Origin of the sequence: Natrialba sp. SSL1, assembly GCF_001861355.1 — an archaeon.
Lineage (GTDB): Archaea > Halobacteriota > Halobacteria > Halobacteriales > Natrialbaceae > Natrialba.
Genome location: NZ_MASN01000034.1, coordinates 119,409 through 139,472 on the forward strand (window position 1 = coordinate 119,409; position 20,064 = coordinate 139,472).

General features: G+C 52.0%; 19 protein-coding genes and 2 pseudogenes. 13 read left to right on the plus strand and 8 right to left on the minus strand.

Going from position 1 to position 20,064, the window contains the following annotated elements:
- Nucleotides 1-43 precede the first annotated feature (43 nt).
- The 3 genes from BBD46_RS10865 to BBD46_RS10875 all read right to left on the minus strand — a co-directional run bounded on the left by BBD46_RS10865 (nt 44) and on the right by BBD46_RS10875 (nt 2,041).
- The gene (locus BBD46_RS10865; protein ID WP_071401719.1) at nt 44-604 is read right to left on the minus strand and encodes a TATA-box-binding protein; all 561 of its coding nucleotides are present in this window, start codon (nt 602-604) and stop codon (nt 44-46) included.
- A gap of 73 nt (nt 605-677) precedes the next feature.
- Nucleotides 678-1,364, minus strand: coding sequence for a hypothetical protein (locus BBD46_RS10870; RefSeq protein WP_006667295.1), 687 nt, complete (start codon nt 1,362-1,364; stop codon nt 678-680).
- A complete protein-coding gene (locus BBD46_RS10875) occupies nt 1,361-2,041 on the minus strand; it encodes a helix-turn-helix domain-containing protein (RefSeq protein WP_006667294.1) in 681 nt (226 codons plus the stop codon). Before BBD46_RS10875 ends, BBD46_RS10870 begins: the two co-directional genes overlap by 4 nt.
- Before the next feature lie 172 nt (nt 2,042-2,213).
- Here BBD46_RS10875 and BBD46_RS23645 point away from each other — a divergent pair, with 172 nt between their 5' ends.
- The 6 genes from BBD46_RS23645 (at nt 2,214) to BBD46_RS10905 (ending at nt 5,721) form a co-directional block, all read left to right on the plus strand.
- Nucleotides 2,214-2,357, plus strand: coding sequence for a DUF7563 family protein (locus BBD46_RS23645; protein WP_420883934.1), 144 nt, complete (start codon nt 2,214-2,216; stop codon nt 2,355-2,357).
- Nucleotides 2,358-2,660: 303 nt separating this feature from the next.
- Nucleotides 2,661-2,939 (plus strand): PadR family transcriptional regulator, encoded by a 279-nt coding sequence (locus tag BBD46_RS10880; protein WP_071401720.1) that lies wholly within the window; start codon nt 2,661-2,663, stop codon nt 2,937-2,939.
- An 877-nt stretch (nt 2,940-3,816) separates the two neighbouring features.
- Nucleotides 3,817-4,092, plus strand: a complete 276-nt coding sequence (locus BBD46_RS10890) for a ribbon-helix-helix domain-containing protein (RefSeq protein ID WP_071401722.1) — start codon at nt 3,817-3,819, stop codon at nt 4,090-4,092.
- Nucleotides 4,073-4,372 carry a type II toxin-antitoxin system RelE family toxin gene (locus tag BBD46_RS10895; protein WP_071401723.1) on the plus strand — a complete coding sequence of 100 codons (300 nt, stop codon included), beginning with the start codon at nt 4,073-4,075 and terminating at the stop codon, nt 4,370-4,372. The genes BBD46_RS10890 and BBD46_RS10895 overlap by 20 nt, the downstream gene beginning before the upstream one ends.
- 140 nt (nt 4,373-4,512) lie before the next feature.
- Nucleotides 4,513-4,995, plus strand: a complete 483-nt coding sequence (locus tag BBD46_RS10900) for a hypothetical protein (protein ID WP_253184550.1) — start codon at nt 4,513-4,515, stop codon at nt 4,993-4,995.
- 483 nt (nt 4,996-5,478) lie between these two features.
- On the plus strand, nt 5,479-5,721 hold the full coding sequence (locus BBD46_RS10905; protein WP_071401725.1) for a HalOD1 output domain-containing protein: 243 nt from the start codon (nt 5,479-5,481) through the stop codon (nt 5,719-5,721).
- 66 nt (nt 5,722-5,787) lie between these two features.
- Here the strand turns inward: BBD46_RS10905 and BBD46_RS10910 are convergent, their stop codons facing one another.
- Nucleotides 5,788-6,507: a hypothetical protein gene (locus BBD46_RS10910; RefSeq protein WP_071401726.1), complete on the minus strand. Its 720-nt coding sequence runs from the start codon at nt 6,505-6,507 to the stop codon at nt 5,788-5,790.
- A gap of 624 nt (nt 6,508-7,131) precedes the next feature.
- Here BBD46_RS10910 and BBD46_RS10915 point away from each other — a divergent pair.
- The 3 genes from BBD46_RS10915 to BBD46_RS10925 all read left to right on the plus strand — a co-directional run bounded on the left by BBD46_RS10915 (nt 7,132) and on the right by BBD46_RS10925 (nt 10,305).
- Nucleotides 7,132-8,127, plus strand: coding sequence for an arsenic resistance protein (locus BBD46_RS10915; RefSeq protein ID WP_071401727.1), 996 nt, complete (start codon nt 7,132-7,134; stop codon nt 8,125-8,127).
- Nucleotides 8,128-8,532: 405 nt separating this feature from the next.
- Nucleotides 8,533-9,219: a metal-dependent transcriptional regulator gene (locus BBD46_RS10920; RefSeq protein WP_071401728.1), complete on the plus strand. Its 687-nt coding sequence runs from the start codon at nt 8,533-8,535 to the stop codon at nt 9,217-9,219.
- 171 nt (nt 9,220-9,390) lie between these two features.
- Nucleotides 9,391-10,305 carry a ZIP family metal transporter gene (locus BBD46_RS10925; RefSeq protein WP_071401729.1) on the plus strand — a complete coding sequence of 305 codons (915 nt, stop codon included), beginning with the start codon at nt 9,391-9,393 and terminating at the stop codon, nt 10,303-10,305.
- Between the two features lie 58 nt (nt 10,306-10,363).
- Here BBD46_RS10925 and BBD46_RS23160 read toward each other — a convergent pair.
- Nucleotides 10,364-10,678 (minus strand): annotated as a pseudogene (locus BBD46_RS23160) (zinc ribbon domain-containing protein); the annotation flags it as partial.
- A gap of 189 nt (nt 10,679-10,867) precedes the next feature.
- Between BBD46_RS23160 and BBD46_RS10930 the strand changes: the two are divergent.
- From BBD46_RS10930 to BBD46_RS10945, 4 genes are all read left to right on the plus strand, one after another.
- Nucleotides 10,868-12,199: a 4Fe-4S binding protein gene (locus tag BBD46_RS10930; protein ID WP_071401730.1), complete on the plus strand. Its 1,332-nt coding sequence runs from the start codon at nt 10,868-10,870 to the stop codon at nt 12,197-12,199.
- A 359-nt stretch (nt 12,200-12,558) separates the two neighbouring features.
- Entirely contained in the window at nt 12,559-14,952 is a 2,394-nt protein-coding gene (locus BBD46_RS10935; RefSeq protein ID WP_071401731.1) for a heavy metal translocating P-type ATPase, read from the plus strand.
- Between the two features lie 26 nt (nt 14,953-14,978).
- Complete coding sequence (locus BBD46_RS10940; protein ID WP_236996025.1) at nt 14,979-15,944, plus strand: CPBP family intramembrane glutamic endopeptidase; 966 nt, start codon at nt 14,979-14,981, stop codon at nt 15,942-15,944.
- Nucleotides 15,934-18,489, plus strand: coding sequence for a heavy metal translocating P-type ATPase (locus BBD46_RS10945; RefSeq protein WP_071401732.1), 2,556 nt, complete (start codon nt 15,934-15,936; stop codon nt 18,487-18,489). The genes BBD46_RS10940 and BBD46_RS10945 overlap by 11 nt, the downstream gene beginning before the upstream one ends.
- A gap of 185 nt (nt 18,490-18,674) precedes the next feature.
- Here BBD46_RS10945 and BBD46_RS23165 read toward each other — a convergent pair whose 3' ends face one another.
- The 3 genes and pseudogenes from BBD46_RS23165 to BBD46_RS10955 form a co-directional block, all read right to left on the minus strand.
- Nucleotides 18,675-19,028 carry a DUF7471 family protein gene (locus tag BBD46_RS23165; RefSeq protein WP_071401733.1) on the minus strand — a complete coding sequence of 118 codons (354 nt, stop codon included), beginning with the start codon at nt 19,026-19,028 and terminating at the stop codon, nt 18,675-18,677.
- 69 nt (nt 19,029-19,097) lie between these two features.
- Nucleotides 19,098-19,307, minus strand: a pseudogene (locus tag BBD46_RS22195) (transposase); the annotation flags it as partial.
- Between the two features lie 74 nt (nt 19,308-19,381).
- Nucleotides 19,382-20,041, minus strand: coding sequence for a cytochrome c biogenesis CcdA family protein (locus tag BBD46_RS10955; protein ID WP_244540111.1), 660 nt, complete (start codon nt 20,039-20,041; stop codon nt 19,382-19,384).
- Nucleotides 20,042-20,064 lie beyond the last annotated feature (23 nt).

Consider the following 20,064-nt stretch of genomic DNA (forward strand, 5'->3'; position numbering starts at 1 on the left):
TGTGATTGTGTCAAAGCCCATCCCTGGAATGCCAACGTACTCATCACCCGAACAAGCCCAGATCCGTGAGTCTTGTTTCAACGGCGTTTGTTGCATGGGTCACTGCATCGGTAGTCTTCGCACCAGTGATAACGGCTTTCCCACTGCCAAAGAGCAACGCAACCGCCGATGGGTCGTCAAGTCGGTACACCAATCCGGGGAATTGCTCCGGTTCGTACTCGACGTCCTCGAGGCCAAGTCCGATGGCGATCGCATTGAGGTTGAATTGGCTACCGAAGTCGACGCTTGCAACGATATTTTGCACTTCGATGGTGGGTGACTCAGAAATGTCAATTCCAAGGTCACGTAAGACCTCGAAGACAGTACTAAGAGATTCTCGTACTGCCGGTTCGCTACTTGCCCCAGTACAGACAATCTTTCCCGATCGAAAAATGAGTGCAGCAGCTTTCGGTTCCTGTGTCCGATACACGAGTCCGGGAAAATGCTCGGGATTGTAGTCGGCCTCAGGAAGATCATCACCGACTTGTTCGAGATTGAGTTCTTGATCGATACCCGTCGACGCAACAACGTTTTCGATTTTAATTGTCTCCGTTGGCTCAGTCATATAGCAGACATATCTATGTTGAACGGATATCAAACCAACACTTTCTGCTCACCAAAGAGACAGCTGGTTCCGATCATTCGAGTCGGTCCTGCTGATCACGAAGAAACCTGCGGACCCGTTTGATGTCGTCTTCTGGGATGGTTTTCTGTTGGAATTCACCTTTGAAGGCATCGATGAACCCTTCATCAGCCATTTGCTCGAGAATGCCTTCGAGTTGGGTGGAGAGCACTCTTGGGTTCCCCCGATGGAGATGGGTTTCGACGCGGTCAAAGTCCGCATCTGTTGCAGCCGCGATCACGTCGCGAATGTCCGTTAATCGACCGCTATGGAGCTTGATTGCCAGCAACAACTCTTGTTCTGGGATCTGAGCATCAACTGTAAGCGTCCGCCCGACAGTCGCTGGCTGTGAATGTTGTGTGAGGTATCGATACGACCATTCTGCGTCTGTCTGTCGGCACCGAAGTGCGTTCACCAACAACTCGATGCTCACTGGGTTACCAACGTCTTTCGAAAACTGAATAAATCGGCCTTCGTAGAGCGCACTCGTATCGTACTCGTTAGTCTGCTCGTACCCGTGTTCAGCAAGGAAGGATTCGTACTCTTCCAATGCCATCTCGGGGATGACGAGATCTACATCGGTTGAGAACCGTTGGTTGAATGCAGTGACAGCCCATCCACCGACGAGAACGTATGGGTGACCAGCATCGATAATTGCTTGAAGCGTCGATAAGAGCTCGTTCTCACGTTCGGGGAGACTCATTGCGATGGAATGTAGCTGGGCCGGTCAACGTCGATGTCGACCTCATATTCGTCTGCGATCATCTGTAATGCTGGCTCGAAATTCCAGCGATACTCCTGCATGTACTCGACTGCCTCGGTTAATGTGATCACTGGGTTGCCATCTACCCACTCTTGATCGAACTGTTCGGTCGTCGGGTACAAGCTGTAGTAGATCTCTCCTGAGGCGTCGTTGATAACACTGTCATCGCGCTCGCCAACAGTGCTCGGAATCCCATATCGCTCGAAGAACGATATCCATTGTTCAACGTCCGTATCATGAACGCGCATAAATACAGGATAGGCGTCGGAACCGCGTGCAATCTGGTACCCACCATGAGTCCACACATAGACAGCGTCGATTTTGGTATATGTGAACGGCATTTGCGAAAAGTGTGGCAACACGTACGCCTCTGCGGTAGTTGGCGGAGACTGCCGACTGATTGCTTCCATGGTATGAGCGTACCCTTCACGGACAGCGGGTGCGGTCACATGAACGCCGTCGTTTCGCTCGACGACACCGATCTCTTCCAAGCGTTCGATCCAGGTGTACACCCACGAGTAGGTCCCGTCGATCTTGTGAGCGATTTGGCGGATGGAGTCACCGTCGCTCGTGGCTAACACGATTTTCGCCGCGATATCGTCAACGTGCTCCATCATTGTGTGGGTATCTGTATAGTGATAATCAAACGTAAAGCTTCGGATCTTCGCTATCACCGGTTGTGATTATAGATGAGATATTCAAGAAGATAACTAGCGAAGTGGTCAGTGTAGGGAAACTACGTAACACTCAAGGATGCTAAAACCTAAACATCGAAACTAACCAAGCAATATGCCTGAATGTTCCAACTGTGGAAGTCACGTTACCTCAACCTTCGTCCGTGTCTTTGCCGTTGATGAGAATAACGTCCACGGATGTCCCACCTGCATGACCTACGCCGAGATCTCAGACGGCGAGTCAGCAGAAGAGACGTGACAATTCTTATTACAGGCTCCTCTGACCAGGAGTAGTCCCCCTAAGAAACTATCCAATGAAACCTAAATTCGTTCTTCCAGCTCACGGCCTTGAACACGGTCACATTCCAGCCCCTGCTGGACATGCACCACGATTGGCGGTGACATTTACTCGAGCGGGGCTCTGTGTCCACGAAGAAGGAAATTCAGACACATATCTACTGGCGAAAGATCCAGTCGAGATCCAGCGCTGATCGCGGAAGATTGTCGCTGAAGCCGATTATAAACGGGCAGCTTTATTCTTGTGAGAGGGAAATTCAACCTCATGTATGATCTAACAGCCTTCCAACGCGACTTGCTGTACGTCATTGCTGGCCATGAAGAGCCTCATGGCTTGGCGATAAAAGATGAACTCCAAAACTACTACGAAGCAGAAATCAACCACGGACGACTCTACCCCAATCTCGATACGCTCGTCGAGAAAGGGCTGGTTGAGAAGGGAACACTCGACAAACGGACGAACTCATACACGATCACCGATCGGGGATCTCGAGAACTCGAGGCCCGCCGTGAGTGGGAGAGCCAGTATGTCGAAAACGTATAGGTAGATCTGATTAGCTCACTCACATATCAGTAGATAGTAGCGTGGTTTCTTTATTCAGTTATAGGGGTGAAACTCAAGTCATTTCTAATCACACGTCGTACTATGAAACAATCCATCGAGTACAGTTCTAAATTCAGAGGGTTCAATAGCAGTAGATGGTAGTGAGGTTTATTTACCACGTCTATTCTTGAAACTGGATCGAAGCAGTTCGGTCACTACGTATGCGTACTTACCGCTGAACATTCTGCCAGTTAGAATAGATATTCTCGCTGCCGTGCTACACAGCGCAAGTGTATCAGTCACTGAAAAACCAATTGCCAAGGACAGTGATGACCGCGAAGGCGAGTCCAAAAGCGGCCCCGAGAGGTGCCGCGGTTGCGAACGACTCACCGCCAATGACGATCTGTGCACCAATGTACGTGAGACCCGGAACTACTGCGGCGAGAACGAACCAGAGCAGTGGGTGCGCCTCTAACCATTCGTTTGCGGCTTGGTAGGAGCCTTTCATCTATATTTACTAAACTATCTTGATTATTCAGGTTTAAAAATATTCGCAGAACAATAGATATTGACTCACGTTCTGTACTGAATAGGTGGTCCTCTGTACTTACCGCGAGTTTCACAGATAACTCTGAATAAAGAAACCGTACTACTAACTACTGTAAACCATCATATTTAAGATACTTATTGGAAGTTTCGGTTCTTAATCAATCGCTCAATAAGAAGATAGACGGCACATCTATTCCTCTCTGTTTCTGAATAAAGAAACCGCGCTACTATCTACTGATATATTATCATAAGAAAGACTCCGCTAGTCATCAGTCATATCTGAGACCGGCGATACTATTTTGTGTGCACACTACGGATGTACAGGCGTATGTCCGAGGCCGAACCAAATGACGGCGATCCCGAGATTGAGCGGATCAACCTTCGCATCTCGCAGTCATTTCTCAATGTGGCTGACGAAGCGTGGCGTGAACGCGGCTTCAACAGCCGTAGCGAGTTCATTCGGTACGCAATGCGAGAAGCCGTTAACCACCCCGAGGGAGCTGGGTTCTGGAAGGATCTCGCGATCAGCGAAGCACAGTTCGATGATGGTGACGGAATTTCGAGCGACGAAGTGAAATCGGAGTATGGGCTCGACAGGGAGTAATGACGATGAGGAGTGGGATTGGGTGTTGTCGCCGCGAGCCCATGACCAGTTCGGGCAACTGGACGAGGAGATCCAGGAACGTATCATCTCAAAACTGGATGAAGTGGTGTCGTCGGAGTGGGGTAATCCAGCGGACTTCCTCGAACCGTTGACCGGGTCGCCGTTTGAGAAGTTACGAATCGGCGGATACCGTCTCGACTATCGGTTGCAACGGGAAGAATTGGTAATACGTGTGGAGGGTATTCGGAAGCGAGAAGGTGCATACTTGGGGGACGATTAACGGAGTTGGTAAAACGGTTTCTTTACCCAGGGTGGGATGTGAATATGAAATGCCGAGTTCGGTCAGTACGTCCGCGGATTGATCAAATCGGGGTTTGAGCTTCCCGAAGACATATGAGGAGTCATCTCAAATATTTGATTATGAATCGACGGAAGTTCCTTGCTGTCGGTGGTCTTGGTCTTGGGACAGGAGGGTATCTCGCATGGAACAGATTTCAATCTCCGTCAATACCCGATGGCATGACCGTAGAGACGTTATATCTCGAACGAAATGTCTTTGACCCACGTGATGTCTTTGCCCTGAGGGAAGAGTCTTATACGCTTATCGCAGACGAAGAAACTGCAGCCAGAGAACTTGACGATGTTGAACAAGTGTCTGCTTTTAGTCACGAGACTGATTTCGACGAATCTTATATTCTTGTTGTTCAAAACGGAATGCGATCTGAAGACGATCTCGAATTAGATGCGATTGAACGCACTGAAGACGGAATTCAGGTTGCTGTTTCTATAGATCAACCACTTATCCCCGATCATGATGATCTTATCACACATTCGCTTCTTATTCGGATTACTGATGAGAAAACCGTGCCCGATTCAATAGATGTCAGTATAGCCGGTTATTGATGATCAATTCCTCTGTTAAATTCAATACCCTCTGTTAGTCTCTGTGTTGTGTATATCGCCTGTACTGAACGCGAGAACCATGACCAATTATTGATAAGAATCTAATCCCTGTCACAAGGACACGGCTTCCAATACACTTTCCCTGAGCCTATCTTCTTCGAGTTCAAATCACCCAGAAAGACAAGATCCTCAAGCTTATTCCTCGCGGTATTTCGATGACACGAAAACTGCTCAGCAACTTCTGGAGCGTCAAATGGTTCGCATTTATCATCTGTCTCCTCGAAGAACTGTAAAACATCGTCAGTAGTGATCCGAGGTTTAGGCCCTCCTGACATTATCTGAGTAGAACTCCTCTCGATGAAAGCATACGCCGAATGAAGCAGATTATATGTGCAATTGCACAATAACCGATAGAAATGCGGGGTACAAACCCTACGAAACTCTTTTGGGCCTTCCAACTCGATAGGGTCAATACGGAAGAACATGAGCGAATCGAAAAACTGGGGGGCGGGACAAGAATCCGTAGTGTACCAAATCGTCGAAGAGATTGCCGAGAAAAAAGACACGACTGTTGATGAGGTCAAACCACTGCATGGGTCTATTGACACAGACGCCCTTACAAGCCTCTTCAGTCGACCTGATACAACTCTCAAAATTGACTTCTACCACGACGGGGTAAAGGTGGTAGCACAAAAGGATCCTGAGTTGCATGTCAATGTCATCTAACCGGTGAACAACACTCAGTCAAATTCATCACATTCCCCGGATAGCGGCTAATACTACCCGCTTAGCTCACTCGAGCACATCCCACGCGGTTGCTCGATCGAATCCATACATCCCGTAGTCGGGCTTTTCAAAACCCGGAGTTTCCTCATAGAGCCGTTCGACAGTTGACGCCCAGAGGGTATCCGCAGATTTGTAGGACTCTGGATGCCGATCGAAAAGGCGCTCTCTCAACTCGCTCGCACTGAGCGGACCTTCCCTATCGAGAATCGTCGCAGCATCAAGCATGAGGAGTTGAGCGTCCTCACTCTTCGGACCCTCTTCCTGAAGCCATGTTCCGAGTGCAAGAAGTGCTTCGTCATCCGGGTCAGTGAGATCTTCAACGGGAGGGGTGCTCTCTATCTGGCCACTGCCAGGCGAACCATCAGCTGGTGTTGATTCTTGTGAGGGATCTTCCTGTTCAGTGGGCGTATTGGTGGAGCCGGCACCTTTCTGATCAGGTCCATTCGATGAAGAGTCATCGTCGACATCGTCCTCGAGGTCAGTGATCCGCTCCTCAAGCCCAGTAACGTATTCAGTAAGCTCCTCAACTTGAACGGCGAGCGTATCCACAGTTTCGGTATCGGATGTAGCCGTATCGATGCCGGTTGTTACTCCCTGTGAGATAGAAGACCGATTCAACAATAGGTGTCGAATGTATTCTGACCGGCTACTAAATCCCGCTTCGTCAGCCTCATCATCCAGATCGTCTAGTAAGTCCGGCTGAATCCGGAGTGTAATCGGTTCCATTGCGTTTCAGCTACACAAAATATAGGATTACAGTTAATTATTAGTGTATTCGAATCCATGTCTGATCAGCTACGGCTATCTTGGTTTTTGAGCAGCTTGAGCAAGATGTGGCCGACTTCGATTATGCGTAGCTGGATAGATAGCGGTTCGAATACAACGTGTTAATACCGATTCCGAGCTCACGGTGAAGGGTCGTAATTGGTTCGATCGAATCGGCTACAATTCGGCGCACGACTTTCTCATTGATTTCTGATATACTGGCGAAGGGTTTCGTACAATTCTAATGCCAGTGTATCTATCTCGTGCACGTTTCGTGTCGTTCGCAACTCAACAGAAACCGGTGTCGGTCAGAGATTCGGCATGCTCGCAGCTACAAACCACCAACTGATTGATATTCTCTGGCCGTTACAACTGGTCAGCCTCCTCGTGTTCTACGATAATTGTCAAAATTGTATATAGGTAATGGTTAGAAGCGAGGGCCGAAAAGGAGGTGCTTACGGGTTCCACAGCTACTGACTGTTATTTTTCAACTTCGTGGAATTGATTCCGAGACTCGTGTTCCCATGAGCAGGTATTGGTGGAAATCAAACGGCATAACCAGCAACAGACGTAACTTCTCACAAAATGGATTTCGTCGAAAAATATCAGACAGTGTTTGTTCTCGTCGTTATCGGCGGCGGCCTCGCAGTGGGGCAGGTTTCTGGCGTCGCTCCTGTCGCTGACCAACTGATTCTTCCATTTTTGATGGTAATGCTGTTTGCCGCGTTCGCCGGAATTCCACTTTCTCGACTCCGGTCGGCGTTCAAAAATCGTCGTGTGGTCGGGTCAAGTCTTCTGATAAATTTCATCTGGAGTCCGCTGTTGGCGGTGGCACTCGGCGCGATATTTCTGCGAGACCACCCTGCCCTGTGGGTCGGACTTATTATGCTGATGGTGACGCCATGTACGGACTGGTATCTCATCTTCACCGACATCGCGGGCGGGGATGTACCGCTGGCAACCTCTATTCTCCCGTACAACCTCGTTCTCCAGTTGATACTACTTCCGCTCTACCTGTACGTCTTCGCGGGCGAACTGGTTACGTTACCGGTGGAGTTGCTGGTCGAAAGTGTCGTTCTCGTGCTCATCGTTCCGCTCGTGCTCGGCGGAATTGCTCGGTGGGGGTTGACTCGTCAGATGGGCCAGCAGTGGTTCAATCGGCAGTTCCTTCCGAAGTTGAGCCCGCTCCAAATCATCTTTTTAAGCCTCGCTATCGGCGCGATGTTCGCCTCGCAAGGTGAGGTGATCCTTGAGAATCCCGGACTGCTAGCACTCCTTGCTGTTCCCGTAATCGTCTTCTATGCGATCAACCTCGGCATCGGGTTTGGCGTCGGGCGAGTGCTCTCGTTTTCCTACAAAGAGATGGTTTGTTTCAACAATACTATCCTCTCACGGAACTCACCGACAGCCCTCGCAATTGCCGTTGTCGCGTTTCCACACGAACCGCTCATCCCGCTGGCATTAGTGATCGGACCGCTCTTAGAACTCCCTCTCCTCGGAGTGATTGCACATATCCATGTAGCAATTAGAGATCGAGAGTGGTGCCCGTTTGACCCTGCTATCCTGTTCAGCAGAGGCTGACAGGCTATTCAACATAACACTATGAGATTCGAGGCCGACTCGAACCGCATTTAGAATGGGCTACAGTTCAGTCAGATTCAGCCGCATGATAGACCGACTTCAACGACGGGCTTCGAAGAGCGAGGTATTTTCAGGTTACAACCTGTAACATAAATCTCTTCGGCAACCTCGCCATCGTCGTCCACAACGGCGACGTGCGAGTCATCCTTATGAAGGTTGATTCCAAGGTAGTACCCTCTGGAGTGGAGCGTGTGTGGACGGTGTTACAACTATGCGATGAGATCCATCCATTTCGTTAGTCAAGGTGGACTGGGCGTAAGTCTAGGGACTTCCAGAAATACTAATTTTTTACTGCCCGTAATTTGGGACAACATATTTAGGGATTAGGGATGTCTAATTTAAGTAATGATGCTAAGCGCTGTGATGGAGGATTACATTAAGGCAATCTACCACCTCCACAAAGAGAACGAGGAGAGAGTCCGGACATCGGAGATCGCTGACGAACTCGACGTGACTGCGCCCACGGTGACAAGTATGCTCGACAAACTAGAAGAGCGGAACCTCATCGAGCGCAAAAAGTACAAAGGCGTCTCGCTGACGGCACATGGAAAGCGGGTAGCCCTTGAAATCATCCGCCATCATCGACTCCTTGAAGCTTATTTAACCGAACATCTCGATTATTCGTGGGCAGAGGTCCACGAGGAAGCGGATCGGCTCGAACACCACATCAGCGACGAGTTTGTCACGAGTATAGCTGCGGCACTTGACGATCCAGAAACCGACCCACACGGCGATCCGATTCCTAATTCGACGCTCGAACTTCCGGATGGCGGACCAGGGATTGCCCTCTCGGAGTTTGAGGAGGATACGATAGTCATTGTTGAACAAGTGAGCGACCGGGATTCGGAAGTCCTCGAATATCTGGCCGACCATGAGATCACTCCCGGAACCGAACTTACAGTCCGTGAGGTTGCACCGTTCGGGATGATCACTGTTCTAGCCGGTGATAATGACCAACCAGTCTCACTCCCACAACACATTGCCCACCACGTGCGTGTCGCCACTGTGGAACCAGCACAGGTGTTTTATTAGGCTCAATCTAATATACCTATAGCAAAACTTTTTATTTAGCCCAATCAAATTTGGCTTGATGAACGCAGATTTCGGCTCGGATGCGATTTGCGGTACCGACGATAGACTCACTGGATCGAGTGCTAACGCGCCTAGCCTGTCCGACACGACTTTTCCTGTTGGTGATGGCTCATGAGGGAATCACCGTACGAGCAGCTTCCTCGGTCGGTATTGTTTCTCGGACCATTCATCGTTCTCGGTGCAGCAATTGCGCTCTTAGCAATCACCTCTCCGCTTGGTGACTTGGAGGCAATTGAAACCGCCACAACAGGTGAGGTGCTTGGGACAATGGTACTGATCGGACTCATTGTCGGAATTATCCCTGTTGTGATTGGGATGCTCTGGTTCCCGTTTATGCGGACACTCGATCACAGTAAACTCCATATTGTGTTAGCACTCTCAGCCGGGGTCCTCGCGTTCGTCGGTGTAGAAATGACGGAAGAAGCAATCGAGTACGCTGCGGCGGCACCGTCGCCAAGTCTTGCAGCAGGGTTAGCTATCGTTGGATTCATCGGGACGCTCCTCCTGATGGTTGGCGTGAGCCGGTGGAGTCTTGCTCGCGCTCAACAGAGCGGAAACCGAGGGCTCGGCGTTGCGTACTTGGTTGCACTCGGGCTTGGCCTGCACAGCCTCGGTGAAGGTATCGCAATCGGGAGTTCCCTATTGCTGGGTGAAGCAGCACTCGCAACGTTATTGATTGTTGGCTTTATCCTCGATAACGTGACAGAAGGGCCGACCGTAGTTGCTGCCGTTGCCCGTGACGCCGAAGCACCACCGCTACTTCATTTTGCAGCTCTCGGCGTGATTGCGGGCGGTCCCGTCGTGCTTGGCGGCTGGATCGCTGCTGTCGCCTTTTCACCGGTTATGGCAGCTGCACTCCTTGCAGTGGGGATTGGTGCAATCGCCCAAGTGATCTGGCAGGTGGTAGACCTCATCAAATTCGACACGCCGCAGGTACTCACCCGCGCAAATATGAGCGGCTTTGTCGGTGGATTCGTCTTCATGTTCCTTCTTGACGAGGTGTTTATCGATATGATTCTCCTGTAACATCCTCCGCACCCTGATGGGCGCGGCTTCCCGTACGGCAGGTGGGATATTTGCAGGTCTACGACACGACCTGCTCTCTCGTGCGAAACATCCCGCTCTCGCGGTCGAATAGGTGTATCGATGACTGTGCAACACAGCCATTACTCCTCTCCTCGCCGTGAGGATCCGGAGTTATCTTTTGTCACGTATTCTCCGATCCGTAACAATCTGCGTTGGCCATCAACTCACACGGTGAGCAGACGTACAAGCCACGTTCCACGCGATTCGACTTCGTGTCGTCGCCACAACGTGATCAGGTTTTCGACGTCTCCCACTCGTTTTCTTGCAGTACCTCAACACCACGTATCTCACCTTTGTACGCGAGATACTGGTAGAACAGTTATCAGGGCGAGATTACGCTCCTCTGAATCTTGTCAGAGGGTCCTGCTGAACGCAGAGAAAGGTCGTTGCACTATCAGTCAGTAGATCTGATCACGAGACAATATAACAGATGTTAGATATAGTGGAAGTTTCGATGAATGCACCAATACTTATTCAGTTTCTTTCTGTTTACGGTACGCATATGGGCGAGAATTCCGAGCGACCGTGGCATATCACACTAACAGATAATCGTATAATGAAATTTCTACTCACGAACAAATACGTTCAACCAACTGTCCATGTAATTATGGTAGGGGTTTTCTTTTTAGCTATCTGGGAGGGGCTCACAGGTCCACAAGACCCTGGGTCCAACTTCGGTGCGGTCGCCTTTTTTGAGTTGTGGTGGATACCCGTGATGTTGTTTAGTCTGGTTCTTATCGGGCGCATCTGGTGTTATTTCTGTCCGATGGGTGCGATCGTGCGGTTCACACAACGATTTGGCCTCAAGCGACACTTTCCGATGTTTGCGAATACGAAAACGACGGTGCTCGGGATCTCTATTTCCGTCGTGTCAATTACGGCGATTACGTTCATTCTCGCTCGAATGCCGATGTACAATCTTGGAATGGTATTCGATCCACAACTGATTTCGTACTTCTTCTTGATCAGTACCATCCTCGCAGTTGGTGTGAGTTTAGTCTATCAACGACAAGCGTTCTGCCGGTACGTCTGCCCTGCTTCGGGAGTAATGACTGTCACCTCCCGGTTGTCACCATTCGAGTTGCGCCAAGAGGCCGAAACCGGAGTGCAGTGCGCGACGCTTGAATACAAGAGTGAGTACCTGTCTTCAGACCGCCGCTGTGTTTCCTGTATGAACTGTACAACGGAACAGCCTGACGAAGATGTCGGTCTCCGTGCTCGGTGGCCAGGTGCCGCAGCCATACGACAACGAATTCCACTCCCCGACGAAGCGATTCTCATCATCGTACTGTGGGCCGTGTTCCCGATTGACCACGTCCTCTCCGATCACATTGTCACCGTCACGAATGCTGAAGCGTTCATCCCTGGAGATTGGGTTGATATCTATGCTTACTTCGCCAGTCTCCTTCTCGCGTTTGCAGGGTACCTCACAGCGACTGCTGTCGGATCATGGTGGAGTGGAATCGACTGGGAAGAATCGTTCACATGGCTGGCGTACGCCTATCTTCCGTGGGCTGTCCTCTTCATGCTCGGAAATCATGGCATCCCCGGCTTTCTTGAGAGCGGTGGGGCTGCACTGAACGTCTTCTTCACCACGTTCGGAATTCCGATTACTCTGTCTGAGTCCCTCGTCAGTGAGTCAACGATCGCCGTTTGGAATAGCTTCAATGCGACGCTTCTCCCGTGGATCGGTGTCATCTGGGGCCTCGGTATCGTCTGGTTCGCGTTCCGTCGATTCAATTTCTCCAAGCGAACGATTGTACGAAGTCTTCTCCCACATGCGGTCTTACTGGTTGCTACGACGGCATGGGTCGTGGTCGAAGTGTTGTGGTGATATTTATCTGATGAATACTTTGGCGTTCTGTTCACCTCCTGTAGTGAACGGATAGTTTGGTCCAGATAGGGCGTAGGAATGCCATGTGAATCGTTCTATGACTCCCTCTAGTGGCAAGGCCAAACCACTGGTACCTGTTTATCATGGAATCAGACAGTATAAGGAGACGGCTCCAGGCACGAGTTGACCACCTCTTTCCGCTGTCTAATGGCCCGACGACTCCACGTTCCGAGAAGAATAGGAGGAACTAGTCAAAGTATTATTATTAACTCACTTGGAACACACTGATAAAGGAATACTAGAATAAGGGTAATAGATAGCAGATGAATTCATAAGACCTCAACGAGTAGTGTGACTCAATGAGCGAGTCAGTTGAAAGAACCGACGAAGTCCAATTCGATGTTCCTGAAATGGACTGTCCGTCGTGTGCAGGGAAGATCGAAAACGCACTCGACAGTATCGAAGGCATTATTCAGTATGAGACGCGGCCAACGACCGGAAAAGTCGTCGTAACGTATGATACGGCGAGCCTCTCGACTCGTGATCTCGTACGCGCAATCGAACACGCTGGGTACGATGTTGTTGATTCTTCAGTTGAAACCTCGACACCAGGTGCCGAGTCCCAGGGTTCGGAGGCACATGCTCATCATGACGAAATGCCGGGAAGTGTCTGGAAAAGCGAGCGCGCCATCAAAACCTGGATCAGTGGGGGATTTGCCCTCGCAGGCCTCTTCATCGAGTTCCTACTGATCGGCATCAACACTGAAGTCGCCATCATTCTCGGAAGAGATCTCTTCGTTGCTGATATCCTCTTTCTCGCCGCTGTCGGAACCGCAGGCGAGATCATCCTTCGGAACGGGTACTATTCCCTCCGGAATCGGAGCCTCGACATTGACTTGCTGATTTCGATCGCTATCATCGGTGCGCTCGCGGCCAGCCTTGGATTCGGCGCTGGACTGTATTTGGAAGCCGCACTGCTGGCATTCCTGTTTAGTGTGGCCGAACTCTTGGAACGGTACTCGATCGATCGGGCCCGCAACTCGCTTCGAGAGTTGATGGATCTCTCACCCGACGAGGCGACCGTTCGCCGCAACGGCGAAGAGATCTCCCTTCCCGTCGAGGATGTCGAGATTGGTGATGTCGTACTCGTTCGCCCCGGAGAGAAAATCCCGATGGATGGGGTCGTTATCGACGGTGAGAGTGCTGTGAATCAGGCACCGATCACGGGTGAGTCCGTCCCGGTCGATAAAGTCGAAGGTGACGAGGTATACGCCGGGACCATCAACGAATCCGGCTACCTTGAAGTCGAAGTCACGTCTGAGGCGAGCAACAATACCTTGTCCCGGATCATCGAGATGGTCGAGGACGCGCAGGCGGCCAAGACTGAGCGAGAGAAGTTTGTTGATCGGTTCGCATCCTATTACACGCCTGTTGTCGTGGTACTTGCGGTGCTCACCGCAGCTGTTCCACCGCTTCTCATAGATGAGCCAGTGACGGTTGAACTCGCCGCAGGATACGCCCACACCTTCCCGGCGGCGTGGGAGGTCTGGTTCCTCTACGGTCTGACGCTACTAGTCCTCGCCTGTCCGTGCGCGTTCGTCATCTCGACGCCCGTTTCAGTTGTCTCAGGTATCACGAGCGGAGCAAAAAACGGAGTCCTGATCAAAGGTGGAAATTACCTTGAAGCGATGGGCGACGTGGACGCGATCGCCATGGACAAGACCGGGACGCTCACGAAAGGTGAACTCACAGTCACTGATGTGATCCCGTTGAACGGGTATACGGAAGCGGATGTCCTTCGATGTGCTCGCGGGCTCGAAGCCCGGTCCGAGCATCCCATCGGTGAGGCCATCGTCGAGCACGCCGCAGGTCGGGATATCGAGACACCCGAGGTGCAGGAGTTCGAGAGCATTACCGGCAAGGGGGTCGAGGCGGCTGTTCACGAGAAGACCCACTATGCTGGCAAGCCCGGCCTGTTTGAAGAACTTGGCTTCGATCTCAACCACGTTCATGCGGCGACCGATGGTGGCGTCGTAACAACGAAAAGTCGAGAACTATGCGAACGAAATGACTGTCTCGACCTCCTTGATGAGGCGATTCCTGAGCTACAATCCGAGGGGAAGACGGTCGTCTTGATCGGGACCGAGGACGAAATCGAAGGGGTCGTCGCGGTGGCTGACGAAATCCGCCCGGAAGCGAAGGCGACCATCACACGTCTCCACGAGCTCGGCATCCGGGAGATAATCATGCTCACAGGCGATAACGAACGGACTGCCCGGGCAATTGCATCAGAACTCGGCGTTGACAACTATCGCGCTGAACTCCTGCCGGAAGAGAAGGTCAATGCCATCGAGGAACTCGACGACACGTATGACGGGGTTGCAATGGTCGGCGATGGCGTGAACGATGCACCCGCATTGGCGACGGCGTCGGTCGGCATCGCAATGGGCGCGGCTGGAACCGATACCGCATTGGAAACCGCTGATATCGCACTGATGAGTGATGATCTTTCCCGTTTACCGTACCTGTATGACCTCTCGCATAAGGGGAATAGCGTGATCCGGCAGAACATCTGGTCGAGTCTCGTTGCGAAGGGCCTGCTGGCTGCTGGCGTTCCCTTCGGTTTGGTTCCAGTCTGGGCGGCAGTGCTCATCGGTGATGCCGGCATGACTGTGGCCGTCACTGGAAATGCGACGCGGTTGTCCCGGATCGAACCAGATGAGCTTCTCGAAGCCAAAACACCGACATCATGAGTGGAGATACGTCCCGAGTCCGGTCGGTGCTAGTCGGCATCGGTTTGGCTGTCGGAGCAATAGGCGTTGGCCAGCTCGTTGTACTCGTGGCCGCATTAGGGCTTCTTGGAATAGGGATTTCTGTCTACGACAGACCAGCAATTCAACTCGGTGTCAGTACGGTCATGGTGCAAGGCGTTGCGTTTGGCGGAATCGCATTGCTGTATCTCAAATTCAGTCAGAGGGGAATCAGCTTCATACGCGTTCGAATACCGACGCGCCGTGATATCGCGTGGACGATCGGTGGATTCCTCGCCTTGCTGGCAGCCCTGTGGGCGATCACAACGATAATCGAATGGTTCGGTATTGAGTCGGCACAAAACCAGATTATTACGCTAGCAGAGCAAGAGCCCTCAGTGTTCCTCCTCCTCATCGTATTTTCCTTCTTGCTCGTCGGGCCAGGCGAAGAACTCCTCTATCGAGGAGTCATTCAAGGACGCCTCCGAGAGACGTTTTCTGCCCCTCGTGCAGTAGTTCTTGCAAGCGCACTCTTTGCAGCTATTCACGGTCCATCGCTTCAGGGGGACGGAAAATGGGTCTATATCGTCACCGTCTTTGTCCTTGCCCTGATTCTCGGTGGAGTCTACGAATATACCGACAATATCGTCGTCCCAGCCCTCATTCACGGAGCGTATAATGCGACCATCTTCGGTGTAGCATACATTTCAACCACACAAAGCGGGAACGTAGCTGTTGTGGAACCAACTGGAAGCAGCCTGTTCCTTTCCCTTCTTGCTGTCATCAGTGTCATTACACTCTCAGGTTTGGTCAATGTGTCGACAGAGTCGATCAAATCGTTCGTCGCCTCATGTTGTCCACCTCGGTATCACATCGTAAGAACTGGGATTATAATGCTCGGAGGAATACTCCTCGTGATGGGACTTCTATTTGGCGAGATCACGAATAGTAGGTTCGCCTTCAACATAGTGGAGGGGATGGTTCTTGCGAACTGACTCCGCTGAGGCTTCTAGTTGCAGCCTCTGTGGGCGCGAGATACCGCCATTCAGTATCGAGGACGAGACCGAGGCAGTATTTTGTTCGACAGGGTGTCGGGACGTTCATTCGACACTCGGAGGTCCTGAGCCGCAGGATAGTGAGATCGCGCCGACAGATGGAGGAGACATCGATGATGAAATAGGGAAAAGAAATGACACCTCCGATGGCCAAGAGGGAGAAATTGTCCGAACGTTCCTTCGGATTGACGGTATGCACTCCGCGACGTGCGAAGTCTTTCTAGAATCGGTTGCCGGAAAACAGGACGGTGTCAGTGACGCCGAGGCAAGCTACGTAACGGAGACGATACGGATTACGCACAATCTCGATCAGATTTCAAAAACAGATCTCTGTGATGCGCTAAGCACGCTCGGGTATACGGCCTACCTCCGTGAGGAGACCACAGACACTACCCAGAATTCGACAAACACGACGCTCCAATCGCGAGAAATGGCCGGAATTCGGAAACGTCGAGACGACCAACTCTTGGAAATGCGATATGCTGCGGGCCTGCTCTTCGGTGCGTTCTTGATGATCCCGTACGTGACCATACTCTATCCGACCCACCTCGCGTCACTCTTTGATTGGGAGGCGCTCCAGATGTTCGACGGTGCATTCCAACTGGATAGCCAGGGTGGGCTCGTGTTCCTACGTCTTTACTTCATATTGACCGGTGTAATCCTCTTTTTTACCGGGCTGCCAGTGCTACGCGGCGCGTACATTAGTCTGAAAATGCGACGCCCGAACACAGACTTGCTCGTTGCGATCACTGCCATAAGCGCATACGTCTATAGCACGGTTGCAGTTTTGGTCGGTTGGAACGACATCTACTACGACCTTACGATAGTGGTCGCGGCCGCCGTGACAGCGATGATGTTCTACGAGTCATCAATCAAACAACGCGCACTGAACCGACTCACGGATCTGACCGTCTCACAGGTGGACACCGCGCGGGTGTATGAAACGGGTGGGACAACGACAGAGGTTGCAGTTGACAACCTCGCGCCGGGTGATCGCGTCCTTGTCCGGCAGGGCGAACGAATCCCGGTAGATGGCATGCTGGTTGAAAGCAACTGTACCGTTGATGAAGCGGTCGTCACAGGAGAATCGCTCCCGGTGCTGAAGCGAACGGGTGATACTGTTATTGGTGGATCGGTCGTTACGGATGATGTGGCTGTTGTTAAGGTTGGCGAGAGTGCCACGAGTAGTATCGACCGGATCACGGCCGCTGTCTGGAAGTTACAGAGTGCCGATCACGGCGTCCAGCGCCGCGCGGATCGACTGGCGGCACGTGTCATCGGGCTAGTCGGCGGTTCGGCCGTCCTCATCGGTGGTGCAGCGGTATTGCTCGGTGTCGAACCACCAGAGATCGTTTTACTAGTGTTGATGGTTCTGTTCGTCGGATCACCATGGGCGCTTGGGCTTGCGACTCCGCTGTCAGTGGCAACTAGTCTCGAAGAAGCGGTGCAGCGAGGTATTATCGTCTTTGACGAGACGGTTTTCGAACGGCTCCGAGACATCGATATCGTCGTCTTCGATAAAACAGGGACGCTCACGACAGGGGAGATGGACGTAATCGAAGCCGATGCGCCGCCGGACCTATTGGAGGTGGTCGCTGAACTAGAGCAGCGGGCATCTCACCCAGCTGCGAACGCGATCGTGACCGCATTTTCCCACACCGATGACGGTGGAGAACCCAAGCCTCCTCGCTCTGATGACGGTGTGATCGACGAACGAGACAACGAACAGAAGAAGACAGGCCGAATCAGAGAGTTCACGAGTCACGCGACAGGAATTGAGGGAATAGTGGAGGACAGAGAGACCCTGGTCGGTAACCTCGATCTCTTCGCAGAACAGGAGTGGACAGTGAGCGATGACATCGAATCGCGGGTCGCTGATGCCCGCGGATTCGGTCAACTCCCAGTCATCGTTGGGCGAGATGGCACTGCAGAAGGGATCATTATTGTCGGTGACGAGCCGCGAGAGGGGTGGGATGAGACGATAACGCGTCTGGGAGAACGTGGAACTGACGTCGTGGTGTTGACCGGTGATGACGAAGAAGCCACTGACTTCTTCAGCCGGCATGCACATGTCACGCACGTGTTTGCAAGCGTTCCGCCTGAAGGGAAAACGGCAGCGATCCGGCGGCTTAAATCCAAGGGACAAGTCGCTATGGTCGGTGACGGAACGAACGATGCACCAGCACTTGCAGCGGCTGATCTTGGTATCTCGCTCGGCGGAGGAACTGCCCTCGCGGCTGATGCAGCCGATATTGCAATCGCTGACGACGAAATTCGCTCCGTTGAGATGGCGTTCGACCTTGCCCGCGCCGCGCAACAACGTGTCAGGAGGAATAATGGATTAGCCTTCGTTTATAATGGGATTGCGATCCCTGCCGCACTTGCTGGTGTGTTCAACCCGTTGACGGCCGCTGTTGCGGTGATTGCAAGCGGTGGCCTTATCGCCGCCAATAGCTCGCGAAAGTTGATAAAAAGTGACTATTAATAGCTGCTCATCTGTGGTGACAGACGTTCAGTATATGTGCGCGCTCATCCCGACCAGTCGTAACTTCCAGTAGCGACGAGTCCGTTAGTTGCTGTTGGGGATTCGGTAGAAGTGTTCCTTCTTGATCCGGACGAGCGTTATGAGCGACTCCGTCGCGCCCGCTTCGGCGCGACGGAGTCATGCGTCTATTGATACCTGTTCGTTTCGATAGAACGTGTAGCTGTTGGCGAGCCGCCTCGATATATCATATAGAGCAGAGTAGTTGAAATGAGGACGTCCGCGCCATGTTCAACGAGATGATGGACAGTCATTGGAACGAGTCCAAGGACTGTTCCAAGCCCGACAACAGAGCGAGCCACGAGTATCCCTAAGACGAACGTAATCAACAAATAGCGGACGGTTTGTCGCCTCAAATACGCGATAAGGCTGATTCCGAACAGGATAACCGTACCGACCACCGCAAGAACGATTATCAGGACGAGAAGGGGAGCCAGTTGCGGATCCAGCCATTCGCTACCCCAAAAATTCACAGCGAACATGGACGATACTGGTGATTGGAGCATAAACTATCTATGGGGCCGTGTTGAATCGCCATAAGGTGGTGCAATTCACTGTTCCACGCCTCGCTTGATGTTATAGACGACACACATCAAAGCGATTTCTCGGAACTCCCGAAATCGGACCGCGCTCGCACGGCGAGCCGTGCGAGCGCTTGACAGCCGAGTTGACCGTCTCAATCATAGAGCGCTGATGTAGCGCTGGCGGTCAATTCTGGCGTTGTGCGTGTGGTCATAGGGTACGAAGATGCGATGCTCTATTTCACCATTTAGCCGAATTGAGTTACCATCTCTGGTTCGATTCTAGAAGGGAAAATCGACACCCTCACTGAGCCCTACGAGATTGTTAATGCGACGTACAGTTGTCCAATTCCGCCCAGTATAAGCAGTACACCAGCAGCCGATATCAACCGATCGGGACCAACGACGCGCTCAATGTCCAGCGAACGCCCGGTTGCGATAGCGACTGTTGTAGCGAGCATCAACACGGCGACGACGCCTCCATATGCGCCGAGAACTACTGCAGTTTCTGTCGGTGGAAGTGTCGTCGCTCGCAGTGCTACGCCAAGGAACACTGGAAGTACACAGGCAGCCGACGCTAGCGCGTAGAGTGTGCCAAAAAACCCGAAGCCAGCAACGGTAGCCCGCCGTTCAGGGAGTGGTACATGAAAACTCCCTGTCCACCCTTGAAGAACCGCTAGGCCAAATCCGACCAGAAAGATTCCCACCAAAAGTTCGATCACGTGTAGGGCACTCTCAACAATATCGCTTGCGGTCACGGTGACAGCAGCTAGGAGACCAAAGGCCACCAATACGCCCACAGCGGCTGCAGTGCCTCTCACGACAGCACCAGCGAGTGGTGCCCTATTGCTGTCGGTCGCAGAGACATAGTACCCGATATAGCCCGGAAGTAAGGCATATGAACAGGGGGCAAAAAACGTCGCTGCCCCCGCCCCAATTGCAAGAGTTAGCGTTGCGTACGGTTCAGTACTCACCGAGTACACCTCCATTTTGAGTC

What these genes read in the sequence shown, in the direction of transcription:
- BBD46_RS10865 (WP_071401719.1), bottom strand. Translation starts at nt 604, where the DNA reads ATGACTGAGCCAACGGAGACAATTAAAATCGAAAACGTTGTTGCGTCG.
- BBD46_RS10870 (WP_006667295.1), bottom strand. Translation starts at nt 1,364, where the DNA reads ATGAGTCTCCCCGAACGTGAGAACGAGCTCTTATCGACGCTTCAAGCA.
- BBD46_RS10875 (WP_006667294.1), bottom strand. Translation starts at nt 2,041, where the DNA reads ATGATGGAGCACGTTGACGATATCGCGGCGAAAATCGTGTTAGCCACG.
- BBD46_RS23645 (WP_420883934.1), top strand. Translation starts at nt 2,214, where the DNA reads ATGCCTGAATGTTCCAACTGTGGAAGTCACGTTACCTCAACCTTCGTC.
- BBD46_RS10880 (WP_071401720.1), top strand. Translation starts at nt 2,661, where the DNA reads ATGTATGATCTAACAGCCTTCCAACGCGACTTGCTGTACGTCATTGCT.
- BBD46_RS10890 (WP_071401722.1), top strand. Translation starts at nt 3,817, where the DNA reads ATGTCCGAGGCCGAACCAAATGACGGCGATCCCGAGATTGAGCGGATC.
- BBD46_RS10895 (WP_071401723.1), top strand. Translation starts at nt 4,073, where the DNA reads ATGGGCTCGACAGGGAGTAATGACGATGAGGAGTGGGATTGGGTGTTG.
- BBD46_RS10900 (WP_253184550.1), top strand. Translation starts at nt 4,513, where the DNA reads ATGAATCGACGGAAGTTCCTTGCTGTCGGTGGTCTTGGTCTTGGGACA.
- BBD46_RS10905 (WP_071401725.1), top strand. Translation starts at nt 5,479, where the DNA reads ATGAGCGAATCGAAAAACTGGGGGGCGGGACAAGAATCCGTAGTGTAC.
- BBD46_RS10910 (WP_071401726.1), bottom strand. Translation starts at nt 6,507, where the DNA reads ATGGAACCGATTACACTCCGGATTCAGCCGGACTTACTAGACGATCTG.
- BBD46_RS10915 (WP_071401727.1), top strand. Translation starts at nt 7,132, where the DNA reads ATGGATTTCGTCGAAAAATATCAGACAGTGTTTGTTCTCGTCGTTATC.
- BBD46_RS10920 (WP_071401728.1), top strand. Translation starts at nt 8,533, where the DNA reads ATGATGCTAAGCGCTGTGATGGAGGATTACATTAAGGCAATCTACCAC.
- BBD46_RS10925 (WP_071401729.1), top strand. Translation starts at nt 9,391, where the DNA reads ATGAGGGAATCACCGTACGAGCAGCTTCCTCGGTCGGTATTGTTTCTC.
- BBD46_RS10930 (WP_071401730.1), top strand. Translation starts at nt 10,868, where the DNA reads ATGGGCGAGAATTCCGAGCGACCGTGGCATATCACACTAACAGATAAT.
- BBD46_RS10935 (WP_071401731.1), top strand. Translation starts at nt 12,559, where the DNA reads ATGAGCGAGTCAGTTGAAAGAACCGACGAAGTCCAATTCGATGTTCCT.
- BBD46_RS23165 (WP_071401733.1), bottom strand. Translation starts at nt 19,028, where the DNA reads ATGTTCGCTGTGAATTTTTGGGGTAGCGAATGGCTGGATCCGCAACTG.